Source organism: Luteipulveratus halotolerans, assembly GCF_001247745.1.
In the GTDB taxonomy this organism is placed as follows: domain Bacteria; phylum Actinomycetota; class Actinomycetes; order Actinomycetales; family Dermatophilaceae; genus Luteipulveratus; species Luteipulveratus halotolerans.
In genome coordinates, this window is record NZ_LAIR01000002.1 from 2,896,074 (window position 1) to 2,917,742 (window position 21,669).

The window sequence follows — 21,669 nt, forward strand, 5'->3', positions numbered from 1 at the left end:
CGGAGGAACGATGCACCGCACCAGCAAGCGCACCCGGAACGCCGCGATGGGGTTCGGGCCGCTGTTCAATACCGACGGCGAGCAGGGCGGCGGCACGCCCCCGGCGCCGAAGCCGTCCGACACCCCGGCCGCGAAGGCCGACGAGGACGAGGCCAAGAAGCAGGACGACGAGCCGGACTACAAGGACCGGTTCGAGGCCCAGCGGCAGGTCAACCGCGACCTCGAGACGAAGCTGAACTCGATGCGCGACGGCTTCAAGGCCGCGCTCGGCATCGAGGACAAGGAGAAGGTCAGCACCGACGACCTCGTGTCGAAGCTGCAGACCCAGCTGGACTCCCTCACTCACACCTCCGTCGTGAATGACGTGGCGCGACGCCACAAGATCACCGACGACGACGACCTCGCGCTCCTGTCCGACATCAAGGACCAGGCCGCGATGGAGAAGCTCGCTGCTCGGCTCGCGCCGAGCGGTGACACCCAGGACTCGGGCAAGCCGAGGACACCCCGCCCTGACCCCTCCCAGGGGCAGGGCAGCGGCAGCGGCACGCGCGCGACGAGCGTCGCGCAGGTGATGGCTGACCGCACGGCGCGCAAGGCGCAGTAGTTCCCTCACACGAGTCCTGAAAGGACACCACCATGCCCGGTCTCAAGACCACTTCGTACGGCACCGGTGACTACTCCTGGATGCTCAACACCGATGGTCTCGATGAGGCCATCGGGGGTGTCCTGGACGTCAGCACCTTCACCAAGGCCACGCACTTCCCCGACGGGTACTTCCCCTCGGGCCTGCCCGTGAACGTCGCCGACCGCGACGTCATCAAGCCCTGGACCGACGCCGCCGGCGCCGTCCTGGGCTTCCTCAAGGGCGACCACAAGACGGACGGCGTCGAGGACGTCAACTGCGCCGTCGTCGTCCGAGCCAACATCAAGACCGCGAAGGTGCCGCTCGCTGGCTTCGCTGTCCCGTCCACCGCGCCCCAGCCGCGGTTCGCGTTCTGGAGCTGATGACACATGGGACTGTGGACTGACCTCATCAACCCCGTCGAGGCGACGGGCATCGCACGCGTCGAGCAGTACGAGATCGAGCAGGCCAAGGGCGGCACGCTCGCCCGGTTCCTGCCGAACGTGTTCGTGCCGTCCGACCACGTGAAGTTCTACCCGTCCTCGACCGGCCTGGTCGACGCGGCCTCGTACCGTGCGTTCAACGATCGCCCCCAGATCGGCAAGGGTCAGGGCGCCAAGGCGTCGACCATCGACCTCCCGGCGATCGCGCGCACGGAGCCGCTGGACGAGATGACCCAGAAGGAGCTCGCCCGCCTGTCGGACGACCGCGTCAAGAAGGGCATCGAAGCGTCGATCCGGCGCAACGTGCAGGCGATCTCGCAGCGCCAGGAGTGGGCTCGCGGTCGAGTGATCGACTCGGGTGCTCTCGTCGTCGACGCGGACAACTTCGCGATCAACGACGTCTTCGGACGCTCCGCGTCGCTGTCCGCGACTGCGGGCGCCGGCGGCTGGTGGAACGACAACGCCGTCGACCGCCTCACCGCCCTGTCGACCTGGCAGGACCTCTACGCGTCGCTGAACAACGGCGTCGCGCCGGGCCGTATGGTGTTCGGCTCGCGTCAGGCGTACAACGCGTTCGCCGCCGGCAACCAGTTCAAGACGCTCGTCGGCTCGGCCTCGCGCCCGCCGCTGGCTTCCGAGGTGCAGGCGTACGCCGCCGGCGCCGGACTGCCGGAGTACGAGATCTACGACCGCTCGGTGTCGATCGACGGCGTCCTCACGAAGGTGCTCGACCCGAAGAAGGTGTACCTGCTCCCCGAGCCGGTCGCACCCGACAGCGAGGACGGCTCCCAGCTCGGTGCGACCTACTGGGGTCTGACCGTGTCGGCGCAGTTCGAGTCGTGGGGCATCGAGGCCGACGAGCAGCCGGGCATCGTCTGCGGCGTCTTCAAGGACGAAAAGGTCGGCTCCTCCGTCGAGGTCGAGGCGGACGCGATCGGCGAGCCCGTCGCGGCGAACCCGAACGCGTCCATGGCGATCCAGGTGCTGTCCTGATGGCGGCCATGAAGCGGACGGTCATCGTCCGCCACCCGGAGTCGCTGCAGGCCGTCGCGCTGGTCGAGGGAACCGAGGTCCCCGAGTGGGCCGAGGGCCTCGTCCACGTCGACGACACCGACGCGCCCGCCGAGAAGCCGGCCGCGCGCGCTGCGAAGAAGTCGCCCACCGGCGACCAGTCCTGACGGCGAGGGGGCGGTCATGAACGAGTACGACCTGCTCAAGGGCATCGGCACCAACCTTGGTCGCCCCCTCACCCAGCAGGAGACCGAGCAGGCCCAGCTGTGGCTGGGCTGGGCGAAGAACCAAATCCGGGCCCGGCTCGGTGACCTCGACCAGCTGGATCAGGACACGCTCGCGATGGTCCTGATCGAGGCGATCACGTTGCGGCTGAAGCGTCCTGACCAGTCTCGGCAGGAGCAGCACACGGTCGCCGTCGATGACGGGTCCGTGACCCGGTCGAGCACCTTCGACAACGCATCCGGTCAGCTGACGATCCTGCCCGAGTGGTGGGTCTGGTTGACGCCGGCCGGGCATGGGTCGGAGGCGTTCACCATCACGCCGTCGTACGCGCCGGGGTGCTCGTGGTGAGCACCTGGTTCGGCGACGACATCGAGGCCGCGATCCCCGAGCTCCGCGCGCACGCCGAGGCACGCATGGTCGACGAGGTGCTCGTCGAGGCGAAGACCGGGAAGACCCGGTACAACCCCGAGACCGGGCAGGACGAGGAAACCTTCGAGGAGATGTACCGCGGCCGGTGCCGGTGGAAACAGAACGGCGGCACCGGCGAAAGCCAGGGCGTCGTCGTCGAAGGGTCCACGATCACGCTCCTGCCCCTGGAGCTGCACCTGCCTGTCGAGGCGTCGGCCGGGGTGCGTGAGGGGATGCGCGCGACGGCGCTGACCGGCGTGCACGACCCGGCGCTGGTCGGCCGCCAGGTGTGGATCCGCCGCGAGCACGCGGCATCGCAGACGACCGCTCGCCGCCTGGGCGTCTCGGAGGTGTGACGTGGGCTTCCACCTGGACATGTCGCAGGTCCGCCGACTCGCGGACGACCTGCGCGACGCCGCGCAGAGCATCGAGGTGAAGGCCGAGAAGGTCGTCGCCAAGGGTGCGCTGAACGTGAAGACGCAGATGCAGCAGGAGGCTGTCGCGTTCGACTCCGGCACCCGTCACCGGAAGTTCGCCGCTGACATCTCGTACGACCAGAAGGGGCTGAACGCGGAGATCGGCCCGACGCTCGATGACATCGGGTCGGTGCAGCTGTTCTACCTGGGCAACTACAAGACCGGCCCGTCGGTCCCGGACCCGTCGCGTGCTGCGGAGCGTGAGGCTCCGAAGCTGTCGGGTGCGTTGCTCGACGTCGGGGCGGACATCCTGTGAGCGCCGTCGGTGACGCGCTGTTGGCGCTGCTGCCTGCGGGGACGCGGGCGTTCGTGAACGACCCGCCGAGTGACGAAGAGCTGAAGGGTCTCGCTGCGGCGCGGTTCCCGTACGTCGTGTTCTGGTTGCCGCCCGAGCTAGAGACCGCGACGCGCCTGTGTGACGTGCCGAACCGGTTCGACGTCGACTTCCGCACGGTCGTGGTGTCGCTGTCCGCCGAGGGTGTCGAGGCGTACGCGTCCCGGGTCCACTCGGCGATCTACCGTGCCCGGCCCGTGCTCGTGGGTCGGCGTACGAGGCGGATCGGTCACAACGGGTCGATGCCGCCGAACATCGAGATGGTCGGCACGCGGCGCCTGTTCCAGGGCGCGTCGTCGTGGCGGCTCGTGTCGACCCGAGCCTGACCCCACCCCACCGCACGTAGAGAGCACCGCTCGCACCCGTGAGCGGTGCTCTGCCGTGCCCCGAAAGCCAGCCGCACCAACCCATTCCATCGACGCCCGAGGAGGGCTCATGTCTGCTGCACCGTACGACCTGGTGCGCGCCGAGGACCCCGACACGGGGGCTCAGATCACCATCACCCGCGCCGGCGCGAAGTCGCACGGCCTGAAGGTGCTCGACAGCAAGGACGCCGTCGACGCCGCTGGTCTGCCGCTGCCTGCGAAGCCGCGGACCGACAAGGCCGGCCAGCCCACCACCCCGAAGACCACCCCGTCGAGCAAGAGCGCGCCGCAGAGCGCGGGCAAGGAGTCCTGACATGTCTGTCCCCGCGATGGAGCTCCCCCCGAGCCTGGAGGCGGCCGGCAACCTGCTCGTGATGTGGGTTCCGACCCTCACGACGCCGGGTGCGCCGTCGCTGGCGGAGATCAACGCCGGCACGTCGCTGAACATCTCCTGCTACATCACCGACGACAACTTCAAGCCCAAGAGTGAGGACGAGACGAAGGAGCGTCGTCGTCTGTGCTCGAAGGAGACCTATGAGGGTCTGGGCAAGCGGAAGCTGTCGATCGACCCGATCATGTACGTGTACGACCCGCAGAACCCGGACAGCCTGACGAACAAGATGTACGCCGCGATCCCGCGTGGCACGGCGGGGTACTTCGTTGCCCGGTGGGGCAAGGACGTGCAGGACAACCCCGTGATCGTGGCCGCTGACGTCGTGGACGTGTGGACGGTCCGTGCGGGTTCGCAGAACAAGCAGCAGATCAGCGAGGACGGGGAGCTGCTCGTGGAGCAGAAGTTCGTCGTGTCGGGTCGTCTGTTCGAGGACGTCGTCGTCGCTGCCTGACGTCCCCTCTGATCGGGCCGGGCGCGTTCCTGCGGCTGGAGCGCGCCCGGTCCTCAACTTCTCATCAGCCGCGAGCCGTGAAACACCCACAGCCGCAAGGAGATTCACCATGCCTGAGAGCAGAAGCGTGACCATCAACCTCGACGCGAACGTCGAGAAGTTCATCGAGTCGATGGAGAACGCGCGCAGCGCAGTCGAGGCGTTGAACGCCGAGCGAGCGCGAGCGAACGGCGTCTCCGTTCCGAGCAACCATGTCTCACTGTCCTGGGACGGCCTGCGCAACGTCGGCAACCTGCGTATCAACGGCTTAGACGTCTCGCAGATGGTCAACCGCGACCTCAAGATCGAGGTCGGCGACGATGACGATTTCCCGACGCTGACCATCCACATCCCGATGGAAACCACCGACTACGAGGGGCTGTCTCACGTCGAGATCCCCGAGGACCAGGTCGCGCTGCTCGAGCAGCTGGGCTGGACCCGCCCGGAGGGTGACGCCTGATGGCCGCCGCGAAGAAGGCTGCCGACGTGCAGGACCCGGCCGCGTTCGACTTCGAGGCGTTCCTCAACGGGTTCGAGGTCGACGAGGAGACCGTGACGGTCTTCCAGATCAACCGCACCAAGGAGTTCACCGAAGCCCAGGCCGAGGCTGACGCCGCGCTCACATGGGCTCGGATCGCTGAAGCCGAGGGCGACGACGACGCGCAGAAGAAGCACGCTGCCGAGGCCCGCAAGCACGCGAACCGTGCGAAGCGCCTCCGCGACGAGATGGACGCGTCAGCGGTGAAGTTCCGAATCCGCGCGATCGACCCTGACACCTGGCGCGAGTTCGTCAACCGATCCATGGCGAACAAGAGCCTCGACCTGCGACACGAGCAGCTGGCCGTGCAGGTCGTCGAGCCGAAGCTGACCGCCGATCAGTGGCGCGAGTTCGGGAAGCGCATCGGTGCTGGCCGGTTCCTCGACATCTACACGGCGGCGCTCGACCTCACTGAGCGTTCGGTGGTGTTGCCGGATTTCTCGCCGAGCACCTCGGAAGTCCTGGGCAGGAAGGGCTCGTCTCAGAGCTGAGGTGCGCCCGATCGTACGGGCTGAGCATGTCGCAGTGGCGGGCGTGGCGGTACGAGGACCGTGCCGCCGCGCTCGCGTTGCAGGAGCTCGAGGACGGGCTGTGCCCGGGGTGCGGTAACCCGCTGCACGAGACGACCGACGAGGCGAACGTCGCGGCGTACCGGATGGCCCCGCCGACACCCTGCTACTCGTGCAAGGCGCAGGAGGCGGCGCACAGGGCTGCCCGCGAGGACCAGCGCGGCTGGATGCGGTTCGGCCGTCCGCAGCTCAGGCGCCGTCGCCGGTAGAGCGTCGCGCTTTCCGGGCGCGATGTTCGGCGAGGTGACCGCGCGCTAGCCACCATCCTGCGCCGGCTGCCGCGATGACGAGGCCGAGGTAGAAGACCGGCCCGGTGTCTGACATCGGCTCTGCGGCTCCGATCAGGAACGCGACCACCGCGATGACCATCCCGCCGGCCATGAGTGTCGCCGGCGTCGTCTTGTTACTGCCCTTCATCCCCATCCCCCTCTGCTCAGAGCGCTGAGCGTACCCCTGATCGGAGGTGCGGGATGTCCGATCGCCGCCAAGTCAAGGTCGACCTCGACGCCTCTGTTGAGGGGTACATCGCGAAGATCGAGGCTGCGGCGGCGGCCACCGATCAGCTTGCGTCGAAGGGTGACCGGGCGTCGCGGGACACGAAGGCGCTCGGGCAGTCCACGGCCTCCGCGTCGGCGAACGTTGACCGGCTCGGCAGCGCGTCGCGTAAGGCTGCTGCGGACCAGGACCGTCTCGGCCGATCGATCCAGACCACGCAGAAGCTGTCGGACCGGTCGTCGCTGTCCATCGGCAGCCTTGTCGTCGCGGCGGCAGCTCTCGGCCCCGGCCTGGTGCCGCTCGCCGGCGCCGCGACTGCGGCTGGCATCGGCCTCGCGGGCATGGGTGTCGCGGGCGGCCTGGCGATCTACGGCATCTCGAACGCGATGAAGTCGTCCGGGCCCCAGGCTGCGGCGTACGCGTCCGGCCTGTCGTCGCTCAAGGGGAACCTCGACGACCTCGCTGCGACGGCGGCCGCAAACGTGCTCGGCCCGTTCCAGTCCCAGGTCACCGGGCTGCAGTCGCGCATGCCCGCGTTGACGAAGTCCGTTGCTGGGCTGTCGTCGTCGTTCGGCATCGCGGCCTCACACGGCGCGTCCGGGCTGCTTAACATCTTCCAGTCGCTCGACCCGCTGATGCAGACGATCGGCCTGCACGCCGTCGACCTGTCCGCGAAGTTCGAGACCTGGACCAAGGGGTCCGGGATGCGCGACTTCGCATCCTGGGCACAGTCACAGCTGCCCGCGGTCGAGCAGATGCTCGCCGAGTTAATCCCGGCCGTGGGTCACCTGATCGCGGCCTTTGGCCCACTGGGCGGTCAGACCGTCGCGGCGATCACTGCGCTCGCGTCGGCAATCAACGCGATCCCGACGCCGGTCCTCACAGCGCTGGTGACCCTCGCTGTCCAGGGGGGCCTGGCGTTCAAGGCGTGGAACGGGCTCGCAGCGATCGTCGGTGGCTTGTCCGGCGCCATGACCCGGCTCGGCGCGTCGTCGACGGCGTCCGCCGCGGGCATGACCGCTGCCGGTACCGCGGCGAAGGCATCCGCTGTCGGCATGACGACCGCTACCGGTGCTGCTACCCGTCTCGCTGCTGCGCAGCGGCTCCTGGTGGCGGCTGCCCCCGTCGTCGGGGTCGCTGCACTCGCCTCCAGCCTGGCGCAGTTCCAGACCCAGGCCATGATGGGCGGTCACTCCGCGTCCGAGCTGTCGACCGAGCTCGGCGCGCTGGGGAAGAACGCGAACCTGTCGGGTGAGGCGTTCCGCATGTTCGGTGGCGGGCAGGGCATGGGCCCGTTCCGCAACGACGTCATCACGACCGACGAGGCGTTGCAGCGGTTCGGTGTGAACGCGCGCGGTCACTTCGCGTCGTTCAACGACGGGTTCACGGACTGGCTCGGCAACCTGCAGGACGGGTCGCGCCGGTCGAACGAGTTCAAGGAGTCCGTCACCCGCATGGATGGCGGGCTGGCTCAGATGGTCCAGTCGGGGCACGCGGATCAGGCTCGTGCGTCGTACGAGAAGCTGATGTCGGCGATCGACCCGAAGGACCGTCCGGCGGTCGCGGCGATGTTCTCGCAGTACAACACGGCACTCAAGGAGACGAAGACCACTGCCGCGTCTGCGGCCCCGCAGGTCGACGCGTTTGGTCAGGAGATCAAGCGGACCGGCATCGCGGCTAAGGACGCTGCGGAGGCTACGAAGCGCCTCGCTGACGGGTACAAGTCTCTCGGGCAGGGTCTCCTTGGCGAGCGTGACTCGGCGCGTGGGTTCCAGCAGGCCATCGACGACGCGAACTCGGCGGTCAAGGAGAACGGCCGAACCCTCGACATCAGCACGTCGAAGGGTCGCGCGAACCAGGCTGCACTGGACGGTATCGCGTCGTCGGCGACTGGGTACGCGTCGTCGATCCTCAAGGCTGGCGGGTCGCAGGCGCAGGCGAATGCCGTTCTCGCGGCTGGCCGTTCGTCGTTCATCCAGAACGCGACAGCCATGGGCATGTCGAAGACCCAGGCTGAGGGGCTCGCGAACTCGCTGTTCAAGCTGCCGAAGGGTGTCAGTACCACTGTCGCGGTTCCGGGCCTTCCTGGCGCGTCGTATGGCATCGACCAGTTCGGGCAGAAGGTCATCCAGCTCGACGGCCGGAACGTGAGTATCCCGGTGTCGACGCCGGGTGCGCAGGCGATCATCGCGAACCTCGCTGGGATCTCGGCGAAGGCGATGTCGATGAACGGGTCGAAGATCGTCATTACGCCGTCGGCTCCGTTGGCGGCTGCTGTGAAGCGGCAGATCGACGGTCTGGCGTCGGCTCGGGTGAACGCTGACGGGACGATCACGATCGACTCGAAGGCTCCGTCTGCGGCGGCGGACACGGCGAAGATCCGGTCGCTGACGTCGGCGGCGCAGACGGCGGACAAGCAGTCCCCGAACATCCACACGTCGACGGACGCCCCGGAGTCGCGGCGTTCGGTGGAGGCTGCGACTCGAGCCGCTCAGACGCTCGACAAGCAGTCCCCGACGATCACGACATCGACGAACGCGAACGGTACGAAGACCGTGGTGATCTCGTTGCTGAACGCGACGAAGGACAAGAGCGCCCGGATCACGTACACCACGAACGCGGCCAGCGCGGCTGGCGGTGTTCGGTCGCTGCTGTCGACGGCGGTCGACGTGACACGGTCCATCACGTACAAGGTCCGCACGATCGGTGGTGTCGCCAGGGCTGGCCGTGAGGTCATGGCCGGTAACGCGACCGGTGGTATCGGTGGTGTGCTCCCCGGCTACCAGACCGGCGGCGAGGCGTTCGACGCGCTGCGTGGCGGGCAGGTTCGTGGCCCGGGGTCGCGTACGTCGGACTCGGTCCTCGCGAAGGGCCGCGCCGGGCACTACGCCCTGTCGAACTTCGAGCACGTGTGGACCGGTGACGAGGTCGAGAAGGGCGGCGGCCACGCCACCCAGTACGCGATGCGTGCGCTCGCCCGCCAGGGCCGCCTGGAGAAGATCGTCCGTGCCGGGATGGTCGCCGGGTACGCAGGCGGCGGCGCCGCGTCCGGGCTGCCCGGGTACGCAGGCGGTGGTGAGTCGCTGATCGGGTGGAACCCCGACATCAGCAGCATCATCCAGCTGACCGGGTCGCTGCGCGTGGACGCTCAGACGATCTCGGAGACGAAGGGCCGGCTGAAGGGGTTCACGGACGCGCTCGCGAAGGCGAACCGTGACCTGCGGGCGGCCCGGGCTCGCCGTGATGGCCTGGACAAGCACGCGTCGCACGCGCAGCGGGTCGCGGCAGCGAACGCGGTCACGAACGCCCTGGCGAAGCAGGCCAAGGCGCAGGACAACGTGAACGCTGCGACCGCGTCGTACAACGCGCAGGTGTCGGCGTCGAAGAAGACCGACGGGCAGCTGTTCGTGCAGGCGACGGGCAACACGTCGTACATGACCAGGCAGTTCCTCGACGACCTGGACACGATCCGGAAGAAGGGGCAGCCGAAGCTGGCGCTGTCGCTGTTGCAGGACGGGTCGGCGACGGCGCAGCGTACGGCGCGGTCCCTGGCGAAGGGGTCAGCGTCGCAGCTGCTCGCGGCTGCCCGGGGTGTGGCGTACAACGACGCGCTCGAGGACCGGCGCGCGAAGCTGCTCGGCCAGCTGGACGGGTCGACGAAGAAGGCGCTGCAGGAGAAGAAGGCTGCTGACCTGGCCGCGAAGCAGGAGAAGGCGAAGGCGGCGCGTGAGGCTGCTGCGGCGGCGGTGAAGGCTCGCCGGGACGCGAACATGGCGCTGATCGGGCTGCGGGGTGCGACGAACCAGGCGTACGCGATGGCCGGCCCGCAGGTGTCGTCGTACGCCGGCCCGTCGGTGCGGCAGATCGTGACCGAGGTCGTCGGTGCGCTGCCCGTCCCGACGGTGCAGCCGGGCCAGACCGTGGTGAAGCTCGACGGTCGTGTGATCGGGCAGTCGACCACTACCTACCAGGCGCAGCAGGCGTCGTACGGCTCGACGATCCCGGGGGTGGAGCGATGATCGACCTGACGCCACAGCAGCCGACACGGGTCGTGTTCGACCAGGCGGCCCGGTACGACTCGTTCCCGGTGGTCGCGCGGAACAAGACGGTCGTGGTCGCCCTGTGGCGGTCCGCGAAGGAGTACGGGCACGCGACGGACCCGACGTCGCACGCGAAGGGCGCGACGTCGACGAACAACGGGATGACGTGGACGCAGCGGGGCATGGTGTGGGACGCCCCGTCCACGACGGCCGGTGTGTCCCCGGTCGGTGTCGTGTGGGTCGAGAAGGTCGCACGGTTCTACGCGCTGATGGTCGTCGTCGCCGGCACCGGCACCCCGAAGACGTACACCCAGGAGCTCGTCACCTCGACCGACGGGGCGAAGTGGACGCGGGTCGGGCCGGTGCCGTTCGCGGGCGCGTCGTGGGCTTTCGGGAACGACCTCGCGACCCGCACCCTGCCCGACGGCACGGTGCAGCTGGTCGCGACGGCGTACGGGCGTGGCCCTGGCGCGGCCCACTGGGAGCCGATGTACGTCGTGTCGACGAACATGGGTGCGACGTGGTCGCCGGCGATCTTCCCGAACCGTGCCGCGGTGAACGCTGACCTGGCGGAGCCGAAGCTGGTGTGGGACGGGTCGCAGTGGGTGATGGCGGTCCGGTGCGACGTCGATTACGTGACGCGCACGTCCCGGTCGCGTGACCTGGTCACCTGGGATGGGTGGTCGGAGGCGGTCGGTGGCGCGTCGGGGTCGCCGACGATCGCGCAGGTCGCTGACGACACGCTGATGCTGGTGTACCGGCAGCAGCCGGTGATCGACGGCACGCACGGCCCGTTCCGGTGGGCGCTGTCGGTCGACGGCGGCCGGAACTTCTCGACGTACCCGGACCCGACGAACCTGGGCCTGTACGCGATGTACGCCGGGGTGGTGCGTAACCCTGACGGGTCCGTGCTGATGGTTTTCTCCGTCGAGGACGAACCGAACCGGCTGTGGGCGACCGCGTCGGTGCGGGCGATGACGTTCCGGCCGCAGGAGATCACCGTCACCGAGGTCGTCGACGACGGCGCACCGCACATCCTCATCACCGCGACGTCGGCGCTGTCGTCGCTGATCCGCGTCACCATCGACCCCCGCACCGGCCGGGAGGTCCGCAACGGTGTCCGCACCACGTCGGAGGACTCCCGCACCTGGCGCGACTACGAGCTGCAGCAGGGTGTGCAGGCCCGGTACGAGATCAACGGCCGGTCCACGGATACGGTGACGATGCCGACGTTGGAGGCGACGTACCTGGTGCACCCGTACCGGCCGGGCCTGTCGATCCCGGTCGAGGTCGAGTCCGACGACGACCGGACCCGGGCACTGGACGCCACGTTCGTGGATGTGCCGGGTCGTGACGACGTGATCGTGGTCCGGTCGGGTCGGCGCCGGAAGCAGGCCGGGTCGACGTCGTTCGCGACCTCGACGCTCGCGGACGCGGACCGGCTCGACGCGCTGCTGGATGACGGTGGCCCGCTGTTCATCTCGGCGCACCCGGGGCTGGACCTGCCGTCGTGGGTGCAGCCGTTGGAGGTGAAGCGCGCCCGGGTCACGGACGTGTGCGACGACTTCGAGCGGGTGTGGTCGATGTCGTGGCAGCAGATCCGGCGGCCGTCGACGGTGCCGCTGCCTGAGCGGTTGCGGATCCGGGACATGGCGTTGCCGATCGACGACATGCACCGCACGATCGCGGACGGTGCTGCGAAGCCCGCCGATCTCCTCTGACACGCGAACAGCCCACGGGCACAACAGGATCGGGAGGACCCGGCGTGGCTCTGACTGGTGCGCACATCAAGACCGCGCTAGCGTCGGTGGGTGCGGTCGGTGGTCAGGTCGTCACGTTCGACCGGCTCGCGGCCGGCGCGAACGAGGCCATGAAGATGATGGGCGTCCGGACGCTGAATCAGGCGGCGGCGTTCCTCGCGACGATGGCGCAGGAGTCGGCGTACTTCCGCACGACGAGGGAGTACGGCACCGGGCAGCGGTACGCCCCGTACATCGGGCGCACGTTCGAGCAGGTGACGTGGCAGTCGAATTACCGGGCGTTCGGGTCGTGGGCCAAGAGCAAGGGCCTGGTCACTGACGGCAACGTGTTCGTGAACAACCCGTCCGCGCTCGGCGACATGCGGTGGGCGTGGCTCGGTGGCGTCTGGTACTGGACGATCCCCCGCACCACGTGGGGCACGTACAAGAACCTGATGCAGGTCGCCGACACCGGCTCGATTCTGCTGGTGTCGCGTGCGGTGAACCGTGGCACACCGTTGTCGACGGGCACCCCGTACGGCATGACCGAGCGCACGCGCATGTTCAACGCGTTCAAGGCGCTCGGGTCGAGCATCGTCCCGACGGCCGCGTCGGCGCCGAAGCCTCCCGTGACGTCGCCGACAACGCAGCCGTCCGGGACGATCCTCGGCACCCCCGGGCAGATCGTCGCCTCAGCGAACGCGCTGTGGACGAAGTACAAGGGCAAGTACTACGGCACCGCCTGGCCGGGCCTGGCCGAGCTCGGCCGGCAGCCGGAGTACTGGTGCGCGGACTTCGTTCGTCTCGCGATCCGCAAGGGCACCGGGTACGACTGGGCGAAGTACTGCAGCAGCCCGGCGTACACCCCGGCGCTTGTGGCGTGGATGAAGAAGGACGACCTGTGGGATCAGGTGTCGTACGCGGCGGCGAAGCCGGGCGACGTGATCTTCTACCTGCGGTCGAACGGGACGCCGTATCACGTTGGCATCGTTGAGTTTTCGCAGACGACAGGTCACAACCTGCGCACGATCGAGGGCAACACCAGCACGCCGGGCATCAGCGAGTCGATGTCGAATGGTGGCACCGTCGCGAAGAAGACCCGCGACGACCGGACGTACTCCACGATCATCTTCCGCGGCACGTTCTGGACTCCCCCGACGCCGGCGCCGACCCCGGAGAACCCGACACCCACACCGGACGACCCAGTCGACCCGGAGCAGCCGAACCCGACGCCGCCCGACCCGACACCGGAGAACCCCGACCCGGAGCCTCCCGAGCCGTCGTGGCCGGACCCGCCGATCCTGAACCTGATCGACCGGCCGTTCGGGGACCTCGTCCGCACGATGCCCGTCGCGGACCTGACGGTGTCACCGGCGTTCTTAGCCGCGCACGTCGAGTCCCACGAGGTCGCTTCCCGCGTCGATGCGTGGCTCGGTGACCAGCCGGTGTGGCCCAACCTGCCGCTGCTGCAGGACGAGTCGTCCGTTCGGGTCGACCTCGACTCCAACGTGCGGCGCACCGCATCGTTGACGTTCCAGGCCGACTACGACTCCGACGGGCGAGACCTCGCCCGCGTCCTGATGCAGCCCGGCGTCGAGCTGCGGGTCACGACCGGTGTCCGGCACGGCAACGGTGCGTCCGAGCTCGTGCCGGTCCACACGGGCCGGTGCATGACCCCTTCGGCGTCGTGGCCGGAGGGCCGCATCCGGGTGGAGTCGCCGGACCTGATGGTGATGGTCGCGCAGAACGGGTTCACCCGACCGGTGGTGTCCAACCCGGCGTGCACGTACGTCGATGCGATCGCGTACTTAATCGAGGAGTGCGACCCGCAGGCGCAGATCGTGGACCTCACCGGCAACGACGAGACGATCCCCGAGGTCGTGTGGGCTGATGACCTCACGTCGCGGATCAACGCCGTCACCGCGTTGGCGGCGGCGATCGGCGCCCGCGTCTACGCCTCCCCCGTGCCGCACGTCTACGTCATCCGCCCGATCACGACACCGGGCGCGCCGGCGCTGTGGGAGTTCGCGCACAAGGAGACCCTGATCGACGTCGACACGAAGGTCGACTGGTCGAAGGTCTACAACGCGTGGCGGGTCGTGACCGAGCGCGCCGACCAGGCCGCGGTGCAGGGCGTGTACGAGGACACCAACCCGGCGTCCGCGACCCGCGTCGACGGCCCGTTCGGGGTGAACCGAAACACGATGCGCACGAGCCTGTTGACGTCACGGGAGCAGTGCGAGGCGGCAGCGAAGGCCCTGTGTGACCGGTCCGTCGGGAACCGCCTCGACGTCGCTTTCACCGGCCTGCGTAACCCGCTGCTCGAGGCCGACGACCCGATCACGGTCATCACCGACACCGACGCGTACGACCTCGTCCTCGGGTCCTTCACGGTGCCGTTGGGCAACCAGGGCGTCATCGACGCTCAGGCACGGTCGTTCGACATCTCCGCCCTGACGAGCCTGACCGGGGGTGCGTGATGCCACAGCCGCTGTTCGCGGCCCCGCCACCGCAGGCGAACACCGCCGAGGTCGCGTGGGTGCCGCAGCCAGGCGGGACTGGCCGGGTGATCGTCGTCTGGCTGGAGTCAGCGATCCCGGTCACGGTCTCCGCCGGGCTGACGCTCGCGCTCGGGGACGTGGTGTCCCTGACGCGCATCGGGCAGACGTACCGCGTCGACTCGATCGTCACGAAGGCGATCACCACACCCACCGAGCCGCCCGCGACCGAGGAGCCGGAGCCCCCGGCCCCGACCGACTGAAAGGCAGACCATGCTGACCTCTCCCACCACTGGCCTGCCGATCCTGCAGGGCACAGACTACGGCGACGTCATCGACGACTGGTCCCGCAGCCTCGACGCCGGCCTCGCCCGACGCACCGCCACACCGGTCCAGTCGTTCGCCCAGCTCGAGCAGCGGTTCCCCCGTAACCAGCTGGGTGAGGACGACTACCGGGCGGTCGTGCACGAGCCGGCGCAGATCCTCTACGAGTGGAATCAGACCGGGTGGGTCGTCACGGACATCGGGCTGAAGGCGTTCACGCCGTACTGGTACGCCGGGAAGGACCTCAGCGCGGCGTACGCGCCCGGCGGTGGGCTGACCGGGTGGTACCAGCGGATCCGCAGCCACTGCTTCTTCGAGATCCAGCACGACTGGAAGAGCGTCGACAACAAGGGCGACGACTACTACGTGTGGCAGCTGCCCCTGGAGACGGTCGACTGGAAGTCCTACCAGCTGTACGCGCGCTGTCAGATGGCGGCCGATGAGTCGGTCATCGAGATGGACGCGCAGCTGATCGGCACGAAGCATGTCGTCGTCACCCGCCGTGACGGGCAGCGGTTCCCGCTCGCGGCGCAGCGGTCCGCGTTGACGACGGGCGCCTGGTGGCGCCTGGGCGGTCGATTCCGGGTGGGTCGGGCATGACGAACCTCGTCCTCGACCTCGTCGCGCCGACGGGTGTGCCGTTGGCGGCGTCCGGGTGGTCCGCGCAGGTGACCGTCTCCTACGACCGGGACGTGTCGCTGATCGGGACCGGTAAGGCCCCGGCCGGTGTCGGTGTCCCGGTCGCGGTGACGGAGGCGAACCCGTCCCCGCTCGTAACGGTCACCCCGAACGACCTGCCCGAGCTGCCTGCCCGGTCGCGCGGGTTCGTCACGGTCGTCACGGCCACGTTCCGCCGCAACGCGCCGACGCCCGGGTACCACGACGTGACCCGCACCTGGCGGTACTCCATCACGCAGGCGCACGGCGCGCAGGTGCGGATGTCGGACCTGCCCGAGATCCCCGGCGGGTCGAACGACCGGTGGGCGATGGGGTACGCGCTGCTGTTCTTCAACGCCGCGACGAACACGTGGCCGACGCGGGCGTCGATCCAGCCCGGTGACGGGCAGCCCGTCACGTGGGTGCCGAAGGACGCATCCACGCCACTGCCGCCGATCGGTGGCGCGTACTTCATCGACAACTTCGACATCGTGGAGGTGCTCGGGTGACGATCACCGCCAACGCCGGCGCCGACACGTCGGCTGCCGCGTTCGACCGGGTGACCCTCGACGGGTCCGCATCGGCCTCGACGGACGGGCTGGTCCGCGACTACGCGTGGACGCAGACCGCCGGCACCACGGTGTCGCTGACCAAGGACGGGCCGCGGTGCTCGTTCGTCGCGCCGGGCGGGCTCGGCGAGACGCTGCGGTTCCAGCTGGTCGTGACCGACCAGAACGGCACCGCCTCGGCGGCCGACACCGTCGACGTGGCGGTGGGCCGGGCGAAGGTGCTGAAGCACTACGGCGGCGCGTGGCGCGGCGTACGGCGCCTCAGGTCGTTGACGTCGCCGTACGCCGTCGAGCGCGCCGCCAACCCGGCCCGGTCCATCGTGACCGCCTCCGACGGGTCGGAGGCGGTCATGACCGACGGCGCCCGCACCGTGCTCGTGCGCGGCCCCCAGCTCGGGGAGCGCACGTTCGCGCAGTCCGACGTGCCCCTGACGGACACGTTCCCCCGCACGCGCACCGGCACCGGGTGGGGTGTGGCCGAGCGGGGCGGGAAGTGGTCTTGCACCGGCGGCACCCTGGCCGACTTCTCGGCGACGAACGGGTCCGCGACGATCACCCTGTCGACGGACTCCAGCTCGCGGCGTGCGGTGCTGGGGAACTACCAGCTCGCGGGTGCGCTGGTCGGTGTCGACATCACTCGGCCGGTCGTGACCGTGGGGTCGCTGTGCGCCGGCGTGGTCGTCGGGTACCAGGACACCAGCAACCACTACCGGGTGCGGCTGCTGAACCGGGCGCCGAAGGTCGTCGACGACTTCGACCGGACCGTTCCGTCCGGGTGGGGCACAGCGACGACCGGGCACCCGTGGCTGTTCGCCGGTGGCGACGCGGGCGACTACGCCACTGCCGGCGCGGGTGACCCGCGGGCGGTGCACGCGCTGACCACGGTGAACTCCTCGCGCAGGTCGTACGTGCAGGTCGGTGCGTCCGACGTTGACGTGACGGTTGGTGTGCAGTGCTCTGTCGTCGCGGCCGGCGGCGGGATCACCGGCGCGGTGATGCTCCGCTACAAGGACTCCAGCAACCACTATCTCGCCCGGGTCCGGTTCGGTGAGGACGGCAAGGTCTACGCGATCCTGCAGTCGGTCGTCGCCGGCACCGTCACCGACCTGGTGACCACCACGGACACGGGCCTGACGTACGCCGCGGACACGTTCGTGAACGTCCGCGCGAAGCAGGTCGGCGCCGACCTGTACCTGCGGGTGTGGGCCGACGGCGCGCAGGAGCCTGGCGAGTGGACCGTGCAGGCCACCGACACCGCGATCACCGGCACCGGCGCCGTGGGCTTGCGGTCCTACGCGCTCGGGTCGACGACGAACACGCTCCCCGTCCGGGTGCGGTACCGGGCGTTCACCGCCGTCATCGACGGCAACGACAACGTCGGCACCGTGCTGGAGGTCCACCGCTTCCAGGAGTCCACGGCGACGCTGCTCGGGTCGCACACCTACCCGTCGGGTGCCATGCCGGCCCCGGACGGGCAGCCATTGCGACTGTGGGTGCAGCACTCCGACGGGCAGGTCCGGGCGTGCGTGACCGCCACGGACGTGCCGGAGGTGCCGTACGCGTGGGACGTCGCCGTCGACGACCCGACATGGTCGTCGGGTCGGGCCGGGGTCATCGCGTCCTCGTCGGGGATCAGCTCGCCGGTGGTGCGGTTCGCGAACTACGCGTGCACGGGGCAGGTCGTTGACCCGGCGCAGGTCGTCACACCGTGGCGCGTCCGGGTGCTCCCGTCACCGTTCGGCGGTATCGTCACAGCGGACCTGCAGTCTTGGCTTGCCCAGGCACTGGTCGACACGTCTGAGGACGTCCTCGACATCGCCGCCGCGTTCACCCCGGCAGCCGCTGTCGCCACCCGCGGTGTGGTGCAGGTCCGTGGCCCCGCGTCGTACGGCCCGTACTCCACCGACGGGACCGGTGGCCGCCAGGAGGGCGGCGACCTCAACGACTACATGAACCTCACCTGGGACTACGCCGGGACGAAGGACGCCCCGGAGGCCGACCAGGCCGCAGTCAGGTCACTCGACTGCTCCGGGTTCGTCCGCATGGTCTACGGGCCCGCCGGCGCCGGCCTCAAGGTCACCAACGGCAACGGCGGCGGCACCGCGATCCCCCGCATCTCCAAGGACCAGGTCGGGTCCACCGCGCCCGGCGTGCAGATCATCGCCCACACCGGCGCCGTCGCACCCGACCCGGCTCTCATCGCCACCCTGCAGGTCGGCGACATCATCGGGTTCGACGCCACCTCGGACCCGGAGGAGGAAGAGGGGCAGGTCGACCACGTCGGGATCTACCTCGGCCTCGACGTCAACGGTCACCCCCGCTTCATCTCCTCGAGGAAGACACCGAACGGGCCGACCATGTCCGACACCGGCGGCAACTCAACCATCGACGGCACCGGGCTGTACGCCCGCGCATGGCGCTCAGCACGCCGCTACTAACACCAGGAGCCCACCACCCATGAGCCCCGAAGCGTGGACCTACCTCGGCGTACTCACCACCGCAATCGTCGGACTCGTCGGCGTCGCCTGGAAGGCACGCGGCGACGCCCGAACCGCACGCGGGCAGGCCGTCGAAGCCCGCGACCAGGCCGCCGCGTCGGCCCGCAAGACCGACGCGGACGCAACCGCCGTTCTCACCCGCGCAGCCGCCGCCCTCGTGAAGCCGCTCGAGGAGCGGATCGGCGAGCAGGACAGACGCATCGAGAAACTCGAGGCGGACCTCAACAAGGAACGCGGTCACTCCCGAAACCAGGACCGCCGCCTTGACTCCATGTCCAGACAGCTGCAGCGGTTCCGCACGGCGTGGGCGGACCTCATCGCCCGCTGGTCGGAGGTGCGTCTCCTCACCGAGCCGCCCCCGATGCCCGTCGACGACAACCCAGACGACACCACCCGCTGAAGCACCGCTCCACAACCCCCGGACCGGCCGGTCCGGGGCGTTTCGCATGCCCACGAAAGGACCGAATCACCATGCCCCTCAACGGTTCCATGCTCGGGAAGGCCCTCGACGCCGTCGGCGCCCGCGGGCGACAGCTCGACACGCTCGACAACCTCGCGGCCGGCGCAGACGACGCGCTCCGTCAGGCGAAGGTCACGACCCCGCAGGAGGCCGCCGCGTTCCTCGCGACGTGCATCATGGAATCCGGCTGGCTCCGCACGACGACGGAGTACCTCGGCCGGCCGGGTACCGCGATCCGCGACCGGCAGAACGACTACTACCCGTTCATCGGTCGCGGTGCCGTGCAGTGCACGTGGCGATACAACTACGGCAAGTTCGGCGCCTGGTGCAAGACCAAGGGCCTCGTCACCGACGCCGACGTGTTCGTGAAGAACCCCGGCGCGCTCGGCGACAAGCGCTGGTTCTGGCTCACCGCCGTCTGGTACTTCGAGGCGAACGGGCTCTGGACGTACGCCCGCCGCGGCGACTTCGAGGGCGTCTCCAACGGCGTCAACCGCGGCAACCCCGACAGCACCCTCAAGCCGAACGGGTGGACCGCCCGCAACACGATGTACCAGGCGCTCCTCGCGTTCGGTGACGCCCTCGTGCCCGCGCCCGCCGACCAGGACCTCAACGCCGGGCTCCACGAGTGGACCCGCCGCCGCTGGCAGCAGGTCCTCAACGTCTCCCACGGCGCGAACCTCGACGTCGACGGCGACATCGGCAAGCTCACGAAGACCGCCGCGCAGCGCAGCGTCGGCACGGTCGAGGACGGTGTCGCGTCGACCCCGTCGACGTTCATCCGCGCGCTGCAGACGTTCCTCAACGAGCCCTGGCTCAAGGCCCGCACCAACCGCCTCGGCGACATCCCCGTGACCGGGGTCTGGGATCACGTCACGGCGTACTACCTGACCAAGTACCTGCAGGACAACGGCCACTTCGTCGGTGCCGCCGAGCTGCTGAACAAGAAGGGATTCTGACCATGCCTGCTCTCGACAAGGTCCGCCCGTATGCCAAGGCCGTCGTCGCGTTCATCGCGCCCGGTGTCGTCGCGCTCGTCGCCGCCGTGCAGGACTCCTCGCCCGGCGGGACGGGTGTCACCGGACCTGAGTGGGTCGGGATCGGCGCCGCGATGGTCCTGACCGGCGGCGCCGTGTTCGGCACCCCGAACACCCGCCCGGTCCGTGGAGAGGACCCGATCTGACATGAGCACACCCACGGTCGACCTGCCGACCTCACTCGGGTACGGCAAGGTCGTGTTCCGTGCGCTCGTCGCCGAGACCGACGGCCCCGACGAGGGCAGCCTCCCCGCCTGCAACGCCTGGGGCGGCTGACACCCCACTCCCCCTGACTGGCCCCGTCTGCGCGCTCCTCCGCGTAGGCGGGGCCTCCCCCATACCCGCACCGTCTTGCTTCGGAGGTAACCCCGCATGACCACACCACTGCCCGATGTCCCGATGCCCGAGGCTGTGCACTCGGGGAAGGTGACGTTCACGCTGCTCGGTGCGCAGTCCGACGGCCCGGACGCTGATCGTCTCCCGGACGCGAAGGCGTTGGAGGGCGCGACGATCACGTTCACCCCGACGAGGGAGATCCGTGTCCTCGAGCCGAGCCCGGCGACGGTGCTTCCGTTCAAGGTCACGTCGCGGATCAACGCGCAGGGCCAGCTGAAGGACAGCCAGGACGCGATCGGTCAGTGGCTGGTGGTGGGTGAGTACGACGTCCAGTACTCGTTCCCGGGCATCTCGATCCGGTCTCACAAGATCCTCGTGACCGAAGCCCACACGGATGACACTCCGTTGGACCTGACGCTCGCTGCGCCGCCTGGTCCGCTGCTGGCGCCGGATGCGCTCGCGACGGTGAACGCCCGCCTCGACTCGTACGGGCCGAAGGGCTCCCCGAATGGTGTGGCCGCGCTCGACGCTGACGGGAACGTCCTCAACGGCGACGGCGTCCCGGTCACGGGCGGCGGCGGGTCCGCGACGTGGGCCGGCCTGCCGGACAAGCCGGCCATCCCCGACTCGCCCGACGACATCGGCGCCCAGCCTGCCGGGTCGTACGCCACATCCGCGCAGGGTGCGAAGGCCGACACCGCCGTTCAGCCGGGCGCCCTGTCGTCGTACGCGACGACGACCTCCCTCACGTCTGGGCTCGACGGGAAGCAGACGAAGGCCGACCGGCTCACCGCGCTGGCCGGGACCACGGGCGGTGGCCTGACCGTGCTCGGAGCATCCGGCACGACGGCGTTCACGCGCACCATCAAGTCGGGCACGTCCCGCCTGACCGTCACCAACGGCAACGGGGCATCCGGCGACCCGACGATCACCCTCGCAGCGGCCACCGTGGACGACCTCCCGGCCGGAGCGACGATCACCCGCCGCTACGTGTCCGGCGCCTGGCAGGCACGGGGTACGACCCGCACCGACATCACCTGCAACTACCTCGCCGCGACAGCGACGGACCCGAACCCGACCGACTACGTGTCCGGGTCGGACTACCTGTTCAAGCCGCAGGCCTGACGTGGCATACCGGGTC

The 21,669-nt window shown here is 69.4% G+C and carries 26 protein-coding genes; 25 read left to right on the forward strand and 1 reads right to left on the reverse strand.

Annotated elements, in window-relative coordinates:
• Positions 1 to 10 precede the first annotated feature (10 nt).
• The 13 genes from VV01_RS14580 to VV01_RS14640 all read left to right on the forward strand — a co-directional run bounded on the left by VV01_RS14580 (position 11) and on the right by VV01_RS14640 (position 6,084).
• A complete protein-coding gene (locus tag VV01_RS14580) occupies positions 11 to 604 on the forward strand; it encodes a hypothetical protein (protein ID WP_050670511.1) in 594 nt (197 codons plus the stop codon).
• Between the two features lie 32 nt (positions 605 to 636).
• On the forward strand, positions 637 to 1,005 hold the full coding sequence (locus VV01_RS14585) for a type 2 periplasmic-binding domain-containing protein (protein WP_050670512.1): 369 nt from the start codon (positions 637 to 639) through the stop codon (positions 1,003 to 1,005).
• Between the two features lie 6 nt (positions 1,006 to 1,011).
• Positions 1,012 to 2,058, forward strand: a complete 1,047-nt coding sequence (locus VV01_RS14590; protein WP_050670513.1) for a major capsid protein — start codon at positions 1,012 to 1,014, stop codon at positions 2,056 to 2,058.
• Positions 2,058 to 2,243: a hypothetical protein gene (locus tag VV01_RS14595; protein ID WP_050670514.1), complete on the forward strand. Its 186-nt coding sequence runs from the start codon at positions 2,058 to 2,060 to the stop codon at positions 2,241 to 2,243. Before VV01_RS14590 ends, VV01_RS14595 begins: the two co-directional genes overlap by 1 nt.
• A 16-nt stretch (positions 2,244 to 2,259) precedes the next feature.
• The gene (locus VV01_RS14600; protein WP_050670515.1) at positions 2,260 to 2,649 is read left to right on the forward strand and encodes a hypothetical protein; all 390 of its coding nucleotides are present in this window, start codon (positions 2,260 to 2,262) and stop codon (positions 2,647 to 2,649) included.
• Positions 2,646 to 3,065 (forward strand): DUF6093 family protein, encoded by a 420-nt coding sequence (locus tag VV01_RS14605; protein WP_157508856.1) that lies wholly within the window; start codon positions 2,646 to 2,648, stop codon positions 3,063 to 3,065. The genes VV01_RS14600 and VV01_RS14605 overlap by 4 nt, the downstream gene beginning before the upstream one ends.
• Position 3,066: 1 nt before the next feature.
• Complete coding sequence (locus VV01_RS14610) at positions 3,067 to 3,441, forward strand: hypothetical protein (protein WP_050670517.1); 375 nt, start codon at positions 3,067 to 3,069, stop codon at positions 3,439 to 3,441.
• Positions 3,438 to 3,845, forward strand: coding sequence for a hypothetical protein (locus tag VV01_RS14615; protein ID WP_050670518.1), 408 nt, complete (start codon positions 3,438 to 3,440; stop codon positions 3,843 to 3,845). Before VV01_RS14610 ends, VV01_RS14615 begins: the two co-directional genes overlap by 4 nt.
• Before the next feature lie 109 nt (positions 3,846 to 3,954).
• Positions 3,955 to 4,197 (forward strand): hypothetical protein, encoded by a 243-nt coding sequence (locus VV01_RS14620; RefSeq protein ID WP_050670519.1) that lies wholly within the window; start codon positions 3,955 to 3,957, stop codon positions 4,195 to 4,197.
• Between the two features lies 1 nt (position 4,198).
• The gene (locus VV01_RS14625; RefSeq protein WP_050670520.1) at positions 4,199 to 4,729 is read left to right on the forward strand and encodes a phage tail tube protein; all 531 of its coding nucleotides are present in this window, start codon (positions 4,199 to 4,201) and stop codon (positions 4,727 to 4,729) included.
• 109 nt (positions 4,730 to 4,838) lie between these two features.
• A complete protein-coding gene (locus VV01_RS14630; RefSeq protein ID WP_157508857.1) occupies positions 4,839 to 5,228 on the forward strand; it encodes a hypothetical protein in 390 nt (129 codons plus the stop codon).
• Positions 5,228 to 5,797, forward strand: a complete 570-nt coding sequence (locus VV01_RS14635) for a hypothetical protein (protein WP_050670522.1) — start codon at positions 5,228 to 5,230, stop codon at positions 5,795 to 5,797. The genes VV01_RS14630 and VV01_RS14635 overlap by 1 nt, the downstream gene beginning before the upstream one ends.
• 26 nt (positions 5,798 to 5,823) lie before the next feature.
• Positions 5,824 to 6,084 carry a hypothetical protein gene (locus VV01_RS14640; protein ID WP_050670523.1) on the forward strand — a complete coding sequence of 87 codons (261 nt, stop codon included), beginning with the start codon at positions 5,824 to 5,826 and terminating at the stop codon, positions 6,082 to 6,084.
• Here VV01_RS14640 and VV01_RS14645 read toward each other — a convergent pair.
• Positions 6,065 to 6,292, reverse strand: coding sequence for a hypothetical protein (locus VV01_RS14645; RefSeq protein WP_157508858.1), 228 nt, complete (start codon positions 6,290 to 6,292; stop codon positions 6,065 to 6,067). The genes VV01_RS14640 and VV01_RS14645 overlap by 20 nt on opposite strands.
• A gap of 53 nt (positions 6,293 to 6,345) precedes the next feature.
• On the opposite strand from VV01_RS14645, the gene VV01_RS14650 reads away from it, so the two are divergent.
• The 12 genes from VV01_RS14650 to VV01_RS14700 all read left to right on the forward strand — a co-directional run bounded on the left by VV01_RS14650 (position 6,346) and on the right by VV01_RS14700 (position 21,653).
• Entirely contained in the window at positions 6,346 to 10,389 is a 4,044-nt protein-coding gene (locus VV01_RS14650; protein WP_050670525.1) for a hypothetical protein, read from the forward strand.
• Positions 10,386 to 12,131: a sialidase family protein gene (locus tag VV01_RS14655; protein WP_050670526.1), complete on the forward strand. Its 1,746-nt coding sequence runs from the start codon at positions 10,386 to 10,388 to the stop codon at positions 12,129 to 12,131. The genes VV01_RS14650 and VV01_RS14655 overlap by 4 nt, the downstream gene beginning before the upstream one ends.
• Positions 12,132 to 12,175: 44 nt before the next feature.
• Positions 12,176 to 14,629: a DUF5047 domain-containing protein gene (locus tag VV01_RS24645; protein WP_050670527.1), complete on the forward strand. Its 2,454-nt coding sequence runs from the start codon at positions 12,176 to 12,178 to the stop codon at positions 14,627 to 14,629.
• Positions 14,629 to 14,910, forward strand: a complete 282-nt coding sequence (locus VV01_RS14665) for a hypothetical protein (protein ID WP_050670528.1) — start codon at positions 14,629 to 14,631, stop codon at positions 14,908 to 14,910. The genes VV01_RS24645 and VV01_RS14665 overlap by 1 nt, the downstream gene beginning before the upstream one ends.
• A gap of 10 nt (positions 14,911 to 14,920) precedes the next feature.
• On the forward strand, positions 14,921 to 15,571 hold the full coding sequence (locus VV01_RS14670; RefSeq protein ID WP_050670529.1) for a hypothetical protein: 651 nt from the start codon (positions 14,921 to 14,923) through the stop codon (positions 15,569 to 15,571).
• Entirely contained in the window at positions 15,568 to 16,137 is a 570-nt protein-coding gene (locus tag VV01_RS14675; RefSeq protein ID WP_050670530.1) for a hypothetical protein, read from the forward strand. Before VV01_RS14670 ends, VV01_RS14675 begins: the two co-directional genes overlap by 4 nt.
• The gene (locus tag VV01_RS14680; protein ID WP_050670531.1) at positions 16,134 to 18,635 is read left to right on the forward strand and encodes a PKD domain-containing protein; all 2,502 of its coding nucleotides are present in this window, start codon (positions 16,134 to 16,136) and stop codon (positions 18,633 to 18,635) included. The genes VV01_RS14675 and VV01_RS14680 overlap by 4 nt, the downstream gene beginning before the upstream one ends.
• A gap of 19 nt (positions 18,636 to 18,654) precedes the next feature.
• Complete coding sequence (locus VV01_RS14685) at positions 18,655 to 19,095, forward strand: hypothetical protein (RefSeq protein WP_050670532.1); 441 nt, start codon at positions 18,655 to 18,657, stop codon at positions 19,093 to 19,095.
• A gap of 71 nt (positions 19,096 to 19,166) precedes the next feature.
• Complete coding sequence (locus VV01_RS14690) at positions 19,167 to 20,114, forward strand: hypothetical protein (protein ID WP_050670533.1); 948 nt, start codon at positions 19,167 to 19,169, stop codon at positions 20,112 to 20,114.
• Between the two features lie 2 nt (positions 20,115 to 20,116).
• Positions 20,117 to 20,338 (forward strand): hypothetical protein, encoded by a 222-nt coding sequence (locus tag VV01_RS14695; protein WP_050670534.1) that lies wholly within the window; start codon positions 20,117 to 20,119, stop codon positions 20,336 to 20,338.
• Position 20,339: 1 nt separating this feature from the next.
• Positions 20,340 to 20,468, forward strand: a complete 129-nt coding sequence (locus tag VV01_RS24650) for a hypothetical protein (RefSeq protein WP_269431130.1) — start codon at positions 20,340 to 20,342, stop codon at positions 20,466 to 20,468.
• A 96-nt stretch (positions 20,469 to 20,564) separates the two neighbouring features.
• On the forward strand, positions 20,565 to 21,653 hold the full coding sequence (locus VV01_RS14700) for a hypothetical protein (RefSeq protein ID WP_157508859.1): 1,089 nt from the start codon (positions 20,565 to 20,567) through the stop codon (positions 21,651 to 21,653).
• Positions 21,654 to 21,669: the final 16 nt, after the last annotated feature.